The 13,796-nt window shown below is 64.1% G+C and carries 14 protein-coding genes; 13 read left to right on the top strand and 1 reads right to left on the bottom strand.

Annotation, left to right across the window (positions count from 1 at the left end):
- The first annotated feature begins 8 nt into the window (after positions 1 to 8).
- From nuoH to mtnK, 13 genes are all read left to right on the top strand, one after another.
- On the top strand, positions 9 to 1,076 hold the full coding sequence (gene nuoH, locus UNPA324_RS08690; protein ID WP_128917411.1) for an NADH-quinone oxidoreductase subunit NuoH: 1,068 nt from the start codon (positions 9 to 11) through the stop codon (positions 1,074 to 1,076).
- A gap of 8 nt (positions 1,077 to 1,084) precedes the next feature.
- Positions 1,085 to 1,579 (top strand): NADH-quinone oxidoreductase subunit NuoI, encoded by a 495-nt coding sequence (gene nuoI / locus UNPA324_RS08685; RefSeq protein ID WP_014494864.1) that lies wholly within the window; start codon positions 1,085 to 1,087, stop codon positions 1,577 to 1,579.
- Between the two features lie 9 nt (positions 1,580 to 1,588).
- Complete coding sequence (locus UNPA324_RS08680; RefSeq protein WP_128917410.1) at positions 1,589 to 2,227, top strand: NADH-quinone oxidoreductase subunit J; 639 nt, start codon at positions 1,589 to 1,591, stop codon at positions 2,225 to 2,227.
- Positions 2,224 to 2,532 carry an NADH-quinone oxidoreductase subunit NuoK gene (nuoK, locus tag UNPA324_RS08675; protein WP_008547737.1) on the top strand — a complete coding sequence of 103 codons (309 nt, stop codon included), beginning with the start codon at positions 2,224 to 2,226 and terminating at the stop codon, positions 2,530 to 2,532. Before UNPA324_RS08680 ends, nuoK begins: the two co-directional genes overlap by 4 nt.
- A gap of 8 nt (positions 2,533 to 2,540) precedes the next feature.
- Positions 2,541 to 4,640, top strand: coding sequence for an NADH-quinone oxidoreductase subunit L (nuoL, locus tag UNPA324_RS08670; protein ID WP_141934419.1), 2,100 nt, complete (start codon positions 2,541 to 2,543; stop codon positions 4,638 to 4,640).
- Complete coding sequence (locus UNPA324_RS08665; RefSeq protein ID WP_128917408.1) at positions 4,641 to 6,149, top strand: NADH-quinone oxidoreductase subunit M; 1,509 nt, start codon at positions 4,641 to 4,643, stop codon at positions 6,147 to 6,149.
- A gap of 22 nt (positions 6,150 to 6,171) precedes the next feature.
- Positions 6,172 to 7,608 carry an NADH-quinone oxidoreductase subunit NuoN gene (nuoN, locus tag UNPA324_RS08660; protein ID WP_128917407.1) on the top strand — a complete coding sequence of 479 codons (1,437 nt, stop codon included), beginning with the start codon at positions 6,172 to 6,174 and terminating at the stop codon, positions 7,606 to 7,608.
- A 1-nt stretch (position 7,609) separates the two neighbouring features.
- Entirely contained in the window at positions 7,610 to 8,416 is an 807-nt protein-coding gene (locus UNPA324_RS08655) for a biotin--[acetyl-CoA-carboxylase] ligase (protein ID WP_141934418.1), read from the top strand.
- Positions 8,416 to 10,086, top strand: coding sequence for a ribonuclease J (locus UNPA324_RS08650; protein WP_164936016.1), 1,671 nt, complete (start codon positions 8,416 to 8,418; stop codon positions 10,084 to 10,086). The genes UNPA324_RS08655 and UNPA324_RS08650 overlap by 1 nt, the downstream gene beginning before the upstream one ends.
- Positions 10,087 to 10,098: 12 nt before the next feature.
- Positions 10,099 to 10,503 carry a methylmalonyl-CoA epimerase gene (gene mce / locus UNPA324_RS08645; protein ID WP_128917404.1) on the top strand — a complete coding sequence of 135 codons (405 nt, stop codon included), beginning with the start codon at positions 10,099 to 10,101 and terminating at the stop codon, positions 10,501 to 10,503.
- Positions 10,504 to 10,512: 9 nt separating this feature from the next.
- A complete protein-coding gene (locus UNPA324_RS08640; protein ID WP_141934417.1) occupies positions 10,513 to 10,788 on the top strand; it encodes a DUF1467 family protein in 276 nt (91 codons plus the stop codon).
- A gap of 210 nt (positions 10,789 to 10,998) precedes the next feature.
- On the top strand, positions 10,999 to 11,346 hold the full coding sequence (locus UNPA324_RS08635) for a hypothetical protein (protein WP_128917403.1): 348 nt from the start codon (positions 10,999 to 11,001) through the stop codon (positions 11,344 to 11,346).
- Between the two features lie 32 nt (positions 11,347 to 11,378).
- Complete coding sequence (mtnK, locus tag UNPA324_RS08630) at positions 11,379 to 12,662, top strand: S-methyl-5-thioribose kinase (RefSeq protein WP_128917402.1); 1,284 nt, start codon at positions 11,379 to 11,381, stop codon at positions 12,660 to 12,662.
- A gap of 195 nt (positions 12,663 to 12,857) precedes the next feature.
- On the opposite strand, the gene UNPA324_RS08625 is transcribed toward mtnK, so the two are convergent.
- Complete coding sequence (locus tag UNPA324_RS08625; RefSeq protein WP_141934416.1) at positions 12,858 to 13,742, bottom strand: hypothetical protein; 885 nt, start codon at positions 13,740 to 13,742, stop codon at positions 12,858 to 12,860.
- Positions 13,743 to 13,796: the final 54 nt, after the last annotated feature.

Here is a 13,796-nt window from a genome sequence, read left to right as displayed (position 1 = left end):
GTGATCTGATGGAATTCTTCGAAAGCGCATTCTGGACCGGTTTCCTCTGGCCGCTGATCATCATGATCGCGGAGAGCGTCTTGGTGCTCGTCGTCCTCCTGGTGGCGATCGCCTACATCCTGCTTGCCGACCGCAAGATCTGGGCGGCAGTGCAAATCCGGCGCGGCCCGAACGTGGTCGGCCCCTGGGGCCTGTTCCAGTCCTTCGCCGACCTTCTGAAGTTCGTGCTGAAGGAGCCGATCATTCCGGCCGGCGCCAACAAGGGCGTCTTCCTGCTGGCGCCGCTGGTGTCCTGTGTGCTCGCGCTCGCGGCCTGGGCGGTGATCCCGACCAATCTCGGTTGGGTGATCTCCGACATCAATGTCGGCATCCTCTTCATCTTCGCGATCTCGTCGCTGTCGATCTACGGCATCATCATGGCCGGCTGGTCGTCGAACTCGAAATACCCGTTCCTCGCCGCGCTGCGCTCGGCGGCGCAGATGGTGTCTTATGAAGTCTCGATCGGCTTCGTCATCATCACGGTCCTGCTCTGCGCCGGCACGCTGAACCTCTCGGCCGTGGTCGAGGCCCAGCATGCGCGCGGTCTCGCCAGCCTGATCGGGCTGCCGCAGCTCACCATTCTGAACTGGTACGTCTGGCCGCTGTTCCCGATGTTCGTGGTGTTCTACGTCTCGGCGCTGGCAGAGACCAACCGCCCGCCGTTCGACCTCGTCGAAGCGGAATCCGAGCTCGTCGCGGGCTTCATGGTCGAATATGGCTCGACCCCGTACCTGCTGTTCATGCTCGGCGAGTATGTCGCGATCGTCACGATGTGCGCGATGGCCACGATCCTGTTCCTCGGGGGCTGGCTGCCGCCGGTCGACCTGCCGCCCTTCAACTGGGTGCCTGGCATCATCTGGTTCTCGCTGAAACTGTTCTTCATGTTCTTCCTGTTCGCGATGGCAAAGGCGATCGTGCCGCGCTACCGCTACGACCAACTGATGCGCCTGGGCTGGAAGGTGTTCCTGCCGCTGTCGCTGGCGATGGTGGTCGTGGTGGCTGGTGTGCTGCATTTCGCCGGCATCGCGCCGAAGTGAGGGCCGTCATGGGTATCAACGTCAACGCCACTGCACGCTCGCTTCTGCTGTCGGAATTCGTCTCGGCGTTCTTCCTCGCCATGCGCTATTTCTTCCAGCCGAAACCGACGCTGAACTATCCGTTCGAGAAGGGCCCGATCTCGCCGCGCTTCCGCGGCGAGCACGCGCTGCGCCGCTATCCGAACGGCGAAGAGCGCTGCATCGCCTGCAAGCTGTGCGAGGCGATCTGCCCGGCGCAGGCCATCACCATCGAGGCCGGCCCGCGCCGCAACGACGGTACCCGCCGCACCGTGCGCTACGACATCGACATGGTGAAGTGCATCTATTGCGGCCTCTGCCAGGAGGCCTGTCCGGTCGACGCCATCGTCGAAGGTCCGAACTTCGAGTTCGCGACCGAGACCCGCGAGGAACTGTTCTATGACAAGGCCAAGCTGCTCGCCAATGGCGACCGCTGGGAACGCGAGATCGCGAAAGCGATCGAGCTCGACGCGCCGTACCGGTGAGGTGAGGGCATGATCCTTCCCGCGCTGTTCTTCTATTTGTTCGCCGGCATCTGCGTTGCCTCGGCCGTGATGGTGATTGTCTCGCGCAATCCCGTGCACTCCGTGCTGTACCTGATCCTGGCCTTCGTCAACGCCTCCGGCCTGTTCGTGCTGATGGGCGCCGAGTTCCTCGGCATGATGCTGATCGTCGTCTATGTCGGCGCGGTCGCGGTGCTGTTCCTGTTCGTGATCATGATGCTCGACGTCGACTTCCTCGAGCTGCGCGAGGGCTTCATCGAATATCTGCCGGTCGGCCTCGTGATCGGCGGCATTTTCCTGTTCGAGCTGCTGCTCACCGTCGGCTTCTGGGTCATCAATCCCGGCGTCTCCAAGACGATCACGGCGGCGATCCCGACCAACGTCTCGAACACCGAGGCGCTCGGCCTCGTGCTCTATACGAAGTACATCCACTACTTCCAGCTCGCGGGCATGGTGCTGCTGGTCGCCATGATCGGCGCCATCGTGCTGACGCTGCGCCACAAGGCGAGCGTGAAGCGGCAGGACATCAACGTTCAGAACGCGCGCACGCCCGACATGGCGATGGCGATGCGCAAGGTGGCGCCGGGGCAGGGGCTCTCGGATGCCGACGCGGCGGAGTGGGTGAAATGACGATCGGGCTCGGACATTATCTGGCGGTCGGCGCGATCCTGTTCACGCTCGGGATCCTCGGCATCTTCCTGAACCGCAAGAACATCATCGTCATCCTGATGTCGATCGAGCTGATCCTGCTCTCGGTCAACATCAACCTCGTGGCATTCTCGACCTTCCTCGGCGATATCGTCGGCCAGGTCTTCGCGCTGCTGGTGCTCACCGTCGCGGCGGCCGAAGCCGCGATCGGTCTTGCCATCCTGGTGGTCTATTTCCGCAACCGCGGCTCGATCGCGGTTGAGGACGTCAATCTGATGAAGGGCTGAGCTCTCAAATGGTTCAGGCAATCGTTTTCCTGCCTCTGCTGGGCGCCATTCTGGCCGGCCTGATCGCGCTGTTCGGCGCGCATGCCCGCAACCCCTCGGGCGATACGGTCGAGCACCACGGCGACCACGGCCATGGCGCGCATGCCCATGCGTCCGATACGATCAACGAGGACGCCTCGGTCATCCACGAGGGCCACCACGAGCCCGGCGACGGGCATGATGGCCATGGTCCGGCCGAGCCGCCGGCGGCGGGCTCGCGCGGTGCCGAACTGATCACGACGGGGCTGCTGTTCGTCTCGGCCGCGCTGTCCTGGATGACGCTGGTCGATGTCGGCTTCATGCACCATGACGCCCGCATTCAGCTCTTGCCCTGGATCTTCTCCGGCGACCTCCAGGTCTGGTGGACGCTCCGGGTCGACACGCTCACCGCCGTGATGCTGGTGGTGGTGACGACCGTGTCCTCGCTTGTGCACCTCTATTCCATCGGCTACATGGACGAGGATCCGAACCGGCCGCGTTTCTTCGGTTATCTCTCGCTGTTCACCTTCGCCATGCTGATGCTGGTGACGGCGGACAACCTGGTGCAGCTGTTCTTCGGCTGGGAAGGCGTGGGTCTGGCGAGCTATCTCTTGATCGGCTTTTGGTACCAGAAGCCCTCGGCGAATGCGGCGGCGATCAAGGCTTTCGTGGTCAACCGCGTCGGCGACTTTGGTTTTGCGCTCGGCATCTTCGCGATCTTCATGCTGGTCGGCTCGACCGATTTCGAGACGATCTTCCATGCCGCGCCCGGCCTCACCGGCAAGACCATCAACTTCCTCGGCTGGCACGTTGACGCGCTGACCCTGACCTGCCTCCTGCTGTTCATGGGCGCCATGGGCAAGTCGGCGCAGTTCCTGCTGCACACCTGGTTGCCGGACGCGATGGAAGGCCCGACGCCGGTGTCGGCGCTGATCCACGCCGCGACCATGGTCACCGCCGGCGTCTTCATGGTGGCGCGCCTGTCGCCGCTGTTCGAGCTTGCCCCGACCGCTCAGGCCGTCGTGATGTTCTTCGGCGCGACCACGGCGTTCTTCGCGGCGACCATCGGCCTCGTCCAGAACGACATAAAGCGCATCGTCGCGTATTCGACCTGTTCGCAGCTCGGCTACATGTTCGTGGCGATGGGAGCAGGGGCCTATTCCGTCGGCATGTTCCATCTGTTCACGCACGCCTTCTTCAAGGCGCTGCTGTTCCTGGGCTCCGGCTCGGTGATCTACGCGATGCACCACGAGCAGGACGTCCGCAACATGGGCGGCCTCTGGAGGAAGATCCCCTACACCTATGCGGTGATGGTGGTCGGCACGCTGGCGCTGACCGGCTTCCCGCTCACCGCCGGCTACTTCTCCAAGGACGCGATCATCGAGTCCGCCTATGCCTCGCATATTCCATTTGCGATGTACGGCTTCCTGATGACGGTCATCGCCGCCGGCCTGACCTCGTTCTACTCCTGGCGCCTGATCTTCAAGACCTTCCATGGCGAGCCGCATGACGAGCATCATTACGAGGCCGCGCACGAGGCTCCGCTCTGGATCCTGATCCCGATCGGCGTGCTCGCGGTCGGGTCCATCGTTGCCGGCTTCCCGTTCAAGGAGCTGTTCGCCGGCCACGGCGTCGAAGAGTTCTTCCGCGAGTCCGTGAAGATGAACCCGCACATCATCGAGGAGATGCACCACATCCCCGGGACCATCGCCTTCCTGCCGACGGTGATGATGGTGCTGGGCTTCCTCGTCTCGTACCTGTTCTATATCCGCCGGCCTTACATCCCCGTGCAGCTCGCAAAAGAGCAGCCGATGCTGTACCAGTTCCTGCTGAACAAATGGTACTTCGACGAGCTCTACGACCTCATCTTCGTCCGTCCGGCGAAGTGGATCGGCTACCAGCTCTGGAAGAAGGGCGACGGCTTCATCATCGACGGCTTCGGCCCCGACGGCGTCTCGGCTCGCGTGCTGGACGTCACCCGCAACGTCGTGAAGATCCAAACCGGCTATCTCTACCACTACGCGTTTGCCATGCTGATCGGTGCCGCCGGCCTGATCACCTGGTTCATGTTCGGCTTTGGAGGCCAGTAAATGACAACCTGGCCCATCCTTTCGGTTACGACGTTCCTGCCGGTCGTCGGCGCGCTGATCGTCTATCTCAGCCGCGGCGATGACGAGGCGGCCAAGCGCAACTCGCGCTGGATCGCGCTCTGGACCACGCTGATCACCTTCGCGGTGTCGGTGATCCTGGTCATGCGTTTCGACCCTGCCAATCCCGACTTCCAGTTCGTCGAGAAGGCGAACTGGCTCGCGACCGGCATCACCTACCACATGGGCGTCGACGGCATCTCGCTGCCGCTCGTGATCCTGACCACCGCCGTAATGCCGTTCTGCATTATCGCAAGCTGGAAGGCGATCACCAGCCGCGTCCGCGAATACATGATGGCGTTCCTGATCCTGGAAACGCTGATGATCGGCACCTTCTCGGCGCTCGATCTCGTGCTGTTCTATCTGTTCTTCGAAGGCGGCCTGATCCCGATGTTCCTGATCATCGGCGTCTGGGGCGGACCGCGCAGGGTCTATGCGTCGTTCAAGTTCTTCCTCTACACGCTGCTCGGCTCGGTGCTGATGCTGCTCGCCATCATGGCGTTGTACTGGAACGGCGGCACCACGGACATTCCGACCCTGATGCACACTGCCGTGCCGCGGTCGTTGCAGACCTGGGCCTGGCTCGCCTTCTTCGCCTCCTTCGCGGTGAAGATGCCGATGTGGCCAGTGCACACCTGGCTCCCCGACGCCCACGTCGAGGCGCCGACGGCGGGCTCGGTGGTCCTGGCCGCGATCCTTCTGAAGATGGGCGGCTACGGCTTCCTGCGTTTCTCGCTGCCGATGTTCCCATTGGCCTCGCATGACTTCGCGCCGCTGATCTTCACGCTTTCCGCCATTGCCATCATCTACACCTCGCTGGTGGCGCTGATGCAAGATGACATGAAGAAGCTGATCGCGTACTCCTCGGTCGCTCACATGGGCTTCGTTACCATGGGCATCTTCGCCGGCACCATGCAGGGCGTCGCCGGCGGCGTGTTCCAGATGATCTCGCACGGCATCGTCTCCGGCGCGCTGTTCCTCTGCGTCGGCATCGTCTACGACCGCCTGCACACCCGCGAGATCGCGGCCTATGGCGGCCTCGTCAACCGGATGCCGCTCTACGCGATGACCTTCATGGTCTTCACCATGGCCAATGTCGGTCTGCCCGGCACCAGCGGCTTCGTCGGCGAGTTCATGACGCTGATCGGCACCTTCAAGGTCTCGATCCCGACGGCGTTCTTCGCCAGCTTCGGCGTGATCCTGTCGGCGGCCTATGCGCTGTGGCTCTACCGCAAGGTCGTGTTCGGCGCGCTGGTCAAGCCGTCGCTGGCGAGCATGAAGGATCTCACCTTGCGGGAGTGTGTGATTCTGTTCCCAATGATCGCGCTGACGATCCTGTTCGGCGTCTATCCGAAGCCGGTGCTCGACATGTCGGCCGCCTCGGTCCAGCAACTCGTCAACAATTACAACACCGCTGTGACGGCCGTGAAGGCCGCCGCACTGCTCCATTGATCGGGCAGGTCAGGATATCGCCATGAGCTTTGAGACTGCAGGTTATCAACTGGCGCCGGTGCTGCCCGAGATCGTGCTCGCGATCGGCGCCATGGCTCTGCTGATGTTGGGAGCCTATCGCGGGCAGGGGACGACCGGTGCGGTTACCTCGCTGGCGGTGGTGCTCCTGGTCGTGGTCGGCGTGCTCGAATATATGCTGCCCGCGGGCAAGCAGGTGACCTTCGGCGGCAGCTTCATCGTCGACGATTTTGCCCGCTTCATGAAGATCCTGGCCCTGATCGGCTCGGCGGTGACGCTGATCCTGTCGACCGAGTTCCTGTCCGACCCGTCGCGCCGCATCTTCGAATATGCCATCCTGGTGCTGCTCTCGACGCTCGGCATGATGGTGTTGATCTCGGCCGGCGACTTGATCTCGCTCTATCTCGGCCTCGAACTGATGTCGCTCGCGCTCTATGTCGTCGCGGCCTCGAACCGTGACAACGCCAAGTCGACCGAAGCCGGACTGAAGTACTTCGTGCTCGGCGCGCTGTCCTCGGGCATGCTGCTCTACGGCGCCTCGCTGATCTACGGCTTCACCGGCACGGTCAGCTTCACCGGCATCGCCTCGGCCGTAACGGTCTCGAATATCGGCCTCGTGTTCGGCTTGGTCTTCCTGCTCGCCGGCCTCTGCTTCAAGATCTCGGTGGTGCCGTTCCACATGTGGACGCCGGACGTGTATGAAGGTGCCCCGACCCCGGTCACCGCCTTCTTCGCCTCGGCGCCGAAGGTGGCCGCGCTCGCCGTCTTCACCCGCGTCACGCTGACGGCATTCCCGGGCATCGTCTCGCAGTGGCAGCAGATCCTGGTGTTCGTGGCGATCGCCTCGATGGCGCTCGGCGCATTCGCGGCGATCGGCCAGAGCAACATCAAGCGCCTGATGGCGTACTCCTCGATCGGCCATATGGGCTTCGCGCTGGTCGGTCTTGCCTCCGGCACCGTCGAGGGCGCGCAGGGCGTCTTGATGTACATCGTGATCTATGTCGCGATGACGCTGGGCTCGTTCTCGATCATCCTCGCCATGCGCCGCAACGGCCAGGCCGTCGAGCAGATTAGCGATTTCGCCGGCCTGTCGCGGACCAATCCGCTGCTCGCCTTCATGTTCGCGATGCTGCTGTTCTCGCTCGCCGGCGTCCCGCCGCTCGCCGGCTTCTTCGCCAAATGGTATGTCTTCGTCGCCGCGATCAAGGCGAACCTGTTCACGCTCGCCGTCATCGGTGTGCTGACCAGCGTCGTCGGCGCCTACTACTACCTCGCCATCGTCAAGACGATGTATTTCGACGAGCCGGCCGGTCAGGTCGATCCAGTGCGCGTCGAGGTGAAGACGGTGCTGGCGGTCGCGGGCCTGTTCAACATCCTGTTCGCGCTGTTCGCAGGTCCCGTGGTGAGCGTCGCCTCCGCCGCCGCAAAGTCGCTGTTTTAGGATGGCTTTCGCGCTCGGTCCTCGCGCATCGTCGGCGGGCTACAAGCTCGCAGCTTTCGAGCGGACCGGCTCGACCAATACCGAGGCGATCGAGCGCGCCAGGGCCGGGGAACGCGGCCCGATGTGGTTCGTCACATCCGAGCAGACCGCCGGCCGCGGCCGCCGCCAGCGCGCCTGGATCGCGCCGCGCGGCAATCTCGCCGCCAGCGTCCTCGAAGTCCTGGACGTGGCGCCTGCGGTTGCCGCCACCATCGGATTTGCCGCCGGGCTAGCCGAGGAGGCCGCCCTGGAGAAGGTCAGCCTGGAGGCCGCCATGCGGCTCGGCGAGGGCCGTCCTCGCTACGCGTTGAAATGGCCGAATGACGTGCTGGCGAACGGCAAGAAGCTGGTCGGCATCGGCCTGGAGGCGGAAGCCGTCGGCGACCGTCTCGCCATCGTCGTCGGCATCGGTACCAATGTCGTCGCGGCGCCCGAGGGCACTCCGACGCCAGCGGTGTCGCTGGCCGCGCTTGGCGTCCAGATCAGTGCCGAGGAGCTGTTTGCGGCCCTATCCGACGCCTGGGTGGAGTTCCGCGGGATCTGGGACAACGGCCGCGGCTTTGCCGAGATCCGAAAGCTCTGGCTGGAGCGCGCCGCCGGCCTCGGCGAGAAGGTCGCAATCCATACGGGGACGATGACGCTGGAAGGCATTTTTGACACCATCGACGACACCGGCTGCCTGATCGTCCGCAACCCGGAGGGCCGCCGCGTGCCGGTGGCCGCAGGCGAGGTGTTCTTCGGACCGGTCCGCTCGGTGGGAGCTGCATGATGGCGAAGCCCGAGGAACTGGTATTTGCGCCGCTCGGCGGCGTCGGCGAGATCGGCATGAACCTGTCGATCTACGGCCTCGGCAACCGCCAGCAGCGCGCCTGGCTCGCGGTTGATCTCGGCGTCTCCTTCGGCGACGAGGAGCATCTGCCGGGCATCGACCTGATCATGCCGGACATCTCCTTCCTGGAGAAGGAACGCAAGAACCTGATGGGCCTGGTGCTGACCCACGCCCACGAGGATCATTTCGGCGCCATCATCGATCTCTGGCCGAAGCTGAAATGCCCGATCTATGCGACGCAGTTCAGCGCCGCTTTGTTCGAGGCCAAATGTGCCGCCGAGCGCAACGCGCCGAAGATCCCGGTGACAGTGGTGCCGTCTGGCGGCCGCATCGACGTCGGCCCGTTCAATGTCGAGTTCATCCCCGTCGCGCATTCGATTCCCGAGGCGCACGCGCTGGCGATCCACACCTCGGCCGGCACGGTGCTGCACACCGGCGACTGGAAGATCGACCCGACCCCGACCCTGGGGCGCCCGACCGACGAGAAGCGGCTGCGCGAGCTCGGCGAGGAGGGCCTGCTGGCCTTGATCGGCGATTCCACCAACGCGGTACGCGACGGCCGCTCGCCCTCGGAAGCCGAGGTCGCCCGCACCATCATCGACCTCGTGAAATCAGCCAAGGGCCGCGTCGCGGTGACGACCTTCGCCTCCAATGTCGCGCGCATCAAGGCGGTGGCCGCCGCCGCGAAAGCCGCCGACCGCGAGGTCGTCGTGGTCGGCCGCGCCATGGAGCGCGTGGTGCAGGTCGCGCGCGAGACCGGCTATCTCGACGGCGTGCAGAGTTTCCGCTCGCCCGAGGTCTACGGCCATCTGCCGCAGGACAAGGTGCTGGCGCTGTGCACCGGCAGCCAGGGCGAGCCGCGCGCCGCACTGGCGCGCGTCGCCAATGACGACCACCCTGAGATCACGCTCAACCGCGGCGACAGCGTGATCTTCTCCTCGCGCACCATTCCCGGCAACGAGAAGGCCGTCGGCTCGATCATCAACAACCTGGTGCTCCAGGGCGTGGAGATCATCACCGACCGCGACGCGCTGGTTCACGTCTCCGGCCATCCGCGCCGCGACGAATTGCGCGACCTGATCGCCTGGACCAGGCCGCAGCTCCTGATCCCCGTCCATGGCGAGGCGCTGCATCTGCACGAGCATGCCAAGCTGGCGCGCGCTGCCGGCGTGCCGCGCGTGCTGGTCTGCCGCAACGGCGATCTCGTCAAGCTGGGCCCCGGCGATCCCGGCATCGTCGGCGAGGTGCCCTCGGGCCGTCTCTACAAGGACGGCACGATCCTGGAGGATTCCAAGTCCCGCGCCGTGGTCGAGCGGCGGCGCATGGCCTTCTCCGGCTGCGCCTTTGTCGCCATTGCCATGACCGCGCAGGGGGAACTCGCCGACGATCCCGAGGTCGACCTGGTCGGCATCCCCGACAAGAACAGGGCAGGCGAGCCCTTCGACGACATCGTCTTCGATGCCGTGATGTCGACGATCGAGGGACTGCCGAAGGCGCGCCGCCGCGATCCGGACGCTCTCGCCGAGTCGGTGCGACGCGCCGTCCGGGCCGTCATCAACGAACATTGGGGCAAGAAGCCCCCCTGTCTGGTACACGTGCTGACAGTCTAACGGGAGAGAACCATGCTGGGCCGGCTCAACCATGTCGCGATCGCGACCAAGGATGCCGTCAAGGCTGCCAAGATCTATGGAGCGGCATTCGGCGCGCAGATTTCGGACGCCGTCCCGCTGCCCGAGCACGGCGTCACCACCGTGTTCGCGACACTGCCCAACACCAAGATCGAATTCATCGAGCCGCTCGGCGAGGCCTCACCGATCACGAAATTCCTCGAGCGCAATGCCGACGGCGGCATCCACCACGTCTGCTACGAGGTCGTCGACATCATCGCCTCGCGCGACACGCTGGTGAAGGAGGGCGCCCGCGTGCTCGGCGACGGCACGCCGAAGATCGGCGCCCATGGCAAGCCGGTGCTGTTCCTGCACCCGAAGGATTTTTCCGGCGCACTGGTCGAAATCGAGCAGGCATAAGGCCGGACCATGGCCATCCAGATCTCGACCGCGATCGCGATCTACTTCGTCATCTGGTGGATCGCGCTGTTCGTGACGCTGCCGTTCGGCGTGCGCAGCCAGCACGAGGACGGCGTGGGTGCACCCGGCACCGACCCGGGCGCGCCGATCCTGACGCGGATGGGGCGCAAGCTGATCTGGACCACGATCATCTCGGCCATCATCTACGGGCTCGGGATGGCCGCCTATCACGCCGGCTATCTCTCGATCGAGCGCCTGTCGAAATTGATGGGAATGCCGTTTTAGGTCTATCTGCGTGCGGCCTATCCTTCGAGACGCCCGCCTTTGGGCGGGCTCCTCAGGATGAGGACAGAGTGCGCGGCAGCAGTTTCAACGGGCGGCGATGTCCGTTAGCCTCATCCAGAGGAGACCGCGAAGCGGTCGTCTCGAAGGACGAGGCGTGCGCGCTTCGTCTCGCCTGGATTTTTTGCGCTTGTTTTGTTCGGGGGGAAACAAATGACTTTTCAGAGGATCGTCATCGCGCTTCTGGTGCTGATCGTCGCAGGGCTCGGTGCCATCGGCTATTTCGAGTGGAAGACGGCGGTGCAGGTGCGAACCCTGAAAGCGTTCGTCGAGGGCTACGTCTTCAACGAAGCCGTCGCGGCCTGCGAGCAAGCCAAGAGCTCCACTCCATTCAAATGGAACGGCGGCAAGAGCACCTCGGTGATCGGCCTGAACTCCGTCAAGCTGGACAAATACAATGTCAGCGCCAGCTACACGCTGGTGGCGGATCTCGTTTATTGTGATTACGATCCCATCAAAAGAAAGGCCGAGATCGGCTCGAGCTTCCTGGAGCGGGAGTAACGATCCGGCCCTGCAAATGGGATGGGATCGTCATGGCGCAGGGGCAGGGGGATTATCGGATTCTGCATGAGGCCGACTTGCGGGACTATCTCGCAGGCCTGCCGGACCTGAAAGCGCTCCTCGGTGATCCCGCCGGCTGGACGATCACCGAAGTCGGCGACGGCAATCTCAACCTCGTCTTCATCGTCAAGGGCGCGCGCGGCGGCGTCGCCGTCAAGCAGGCGCTTCCTTATGTCCGCCTGGTCGGCGAGAGCTGGCCGTTGCCGCTGTCGCGGGCCCATTACGAATTCTTGGCCTTGTCTCGGCAGGCCCAACTCGCGCCCGGCCTCGTGCCGGCCTTGCTGCATCACGATGAGAATCTGGCGCTGACGGTGATGGAGCTGCTTGAGCCCCATATCATCATGCGCAGGGGGCTGGTTGCGGGAACGCGCTATCCGCGCTTCGTTGACGACATCACCACCTTCATGGCGCGGACGTTGATCTTCACCTCCGACCTCGCACTGTCCGCGGCCGAGAAGAAGGAGGGCATCGCGGCTTTCGCCGGCAATCATGCGCTCTGCAAGATCACCGAGGATCTGATCTTCACCGATCCCTACCGCATCGCCGAACAAAACCGCTGGACCGCCCCGTATCTCGATGGCCTCGCCACCGAGCTGCGTGACGACATGGACCTGCACGTCACGATCTCCCGGCTGAAGCTGAAGTTCATGGCGAGCCCCGAGGCGCTGCTCCACGGCGACCTCCACACCGGATCGATCATGGTGACGGACAGCCAGACACGGGTGATCGACCCCGAATTCGCATTCTATGGCCCGATGGGGTTCGACGTCGGCGCCGTGCTGGCCAATCTCCTGATGGCCTATTTTGCCTCCCCCGGCCACGAGCGCGCGCCCAGCGAGCGGGCCGCATTCGAGGCCTGGGTCCTGGAGACGGTCGAGCAGGTCTGGAGCGAATTTGCCCGAAAGTTCCTCGACCTCTGGCGAGCCGGCGCGGCAGGCGACGCCTATCCGGCCTCGCTCTTTGCCGGCGCTAAGGGCGCGGCGCGCCTGGAGGCCGAGCGCCAAGCCTATATGCAGCGCCTGTTCACGGACACCGTCGGCTTTGCCGCCGCAAAAACCATCCGCCGCATCTTTGGTCTCGCCCACAACATCGACTTCGAGCTGATTGAGCCCCCGAAGACACGCGCGATCTGCGAAGCCCGCGCGGTGCGGCTCGCACGAGCGATGATGGTGGAGACGCCGGTGTTTCGGACGATCGCTGACGTCACCGGCGCCGCGCGAAAATTGCGGGATTGGCAGCCGGAATTGTCAGGTTGAAGACGTCGCGAAAAGTAGACCTGCATACTCCCTCATTGCGAGCGTAGCGAAGCAATCCAGACTGCCACCGCGGAAAGAGTCTGGATTGCTTCGTCGCATCAGCGACAAAATTGCTTCGCAATTTTGTCGCGAGCTCCTCGCAATGACGTGGTGAGAGCTTCGCTCGCAATGACGGGGAGGGATCGTCGCGGAACGCTAGTATAGCCTTATCGGCAGCGGGGCACCCGCGGGACCGACCAGCAGGCCCCAGGTCTCATTGGCCGCGACCTCGAACTCGCGCTGCTGCGCCGCGCTGCCTTCGAGCTGGAGGGTGACCCTGTACTTGCCAGGCAGCAGATCAATTTTCTGGCTATCAGGCAATTTGTCCGCGGCGGCGTCGGAGTCGATCAGTTTCTCTCCGGCGTGAGCCGCCAGTCTGATGGTTCGCTCGTTGACGGTGATGTCGGCCGCTTCATCCGTCTTGTTGCCGAGCAACAACCTCACTTGTCCCGGCGCCGGCCGGATGAGGGCTGTGGCGGCCAAGGGCTTGCGCAGCGCAAGGTCGGCGATTGTCGTGTGGTCCTGACGGACGAGCCGGAGCAGCGCTGGCCCATCTGACGTCGTGAAGGCGACAACGGCCCTATCAGCCTCGACGACCGCACCGTCGTTTTCAGTCCAGCCGCGCTTTTCGAGTGCAGCGCGATAGAAGCCGAGCACGGCCTCGAGACCGAGCGGCGTCTCGACGTGAGCCGACCTGATGAAGGGTGAATTCTTCGCGGTCATCAGGCCCCAACGGTCGGCGAGCGGCAAACCCATGTCTTGGGACATTTTGACCTCGAACGTCCGGCTGGTGGTCCGTGCCAGAAGCCCGACGGCGTCGCAGAGCAGGCGCTCGCCGAGATAATCCGGTGCGCAACGGTCCCTGGTCGCCCACCATGTATCGTCGACATACCCGTTTGACCGCGTGGTGTGGGACCAGCTGATCTGGATGGTGTTCGTCGGACTGTCCCGGGCAGGGTCCGGTGTGACAGGGATCGCCATCGCTGCCGTTGCGGCGAACAGACCGCCGGCGAGCAAGGCACCTAACGTTCGGCGTTTCATTTTGGGCGATCCTTGGGGCTCAGACGACGATCCTGAGCTTGGTCGCGTTGACCA

Source organism: Bradyrhizobium sp. UNPA324, assembly GCF_006658635.1.
GTDB classification, from domain to species: Bacteria; Pseudomonadota; Alphaproteobacteria; order Rhizobiales; family Xanthobacteraceae; genus Bradyrhizobium; species Bradyrhizobium nanningense.
Note: the sequence above shows the minus strand (reverse complement) of the source record. Positions and strands in the feature narration are given on the sequence as shown.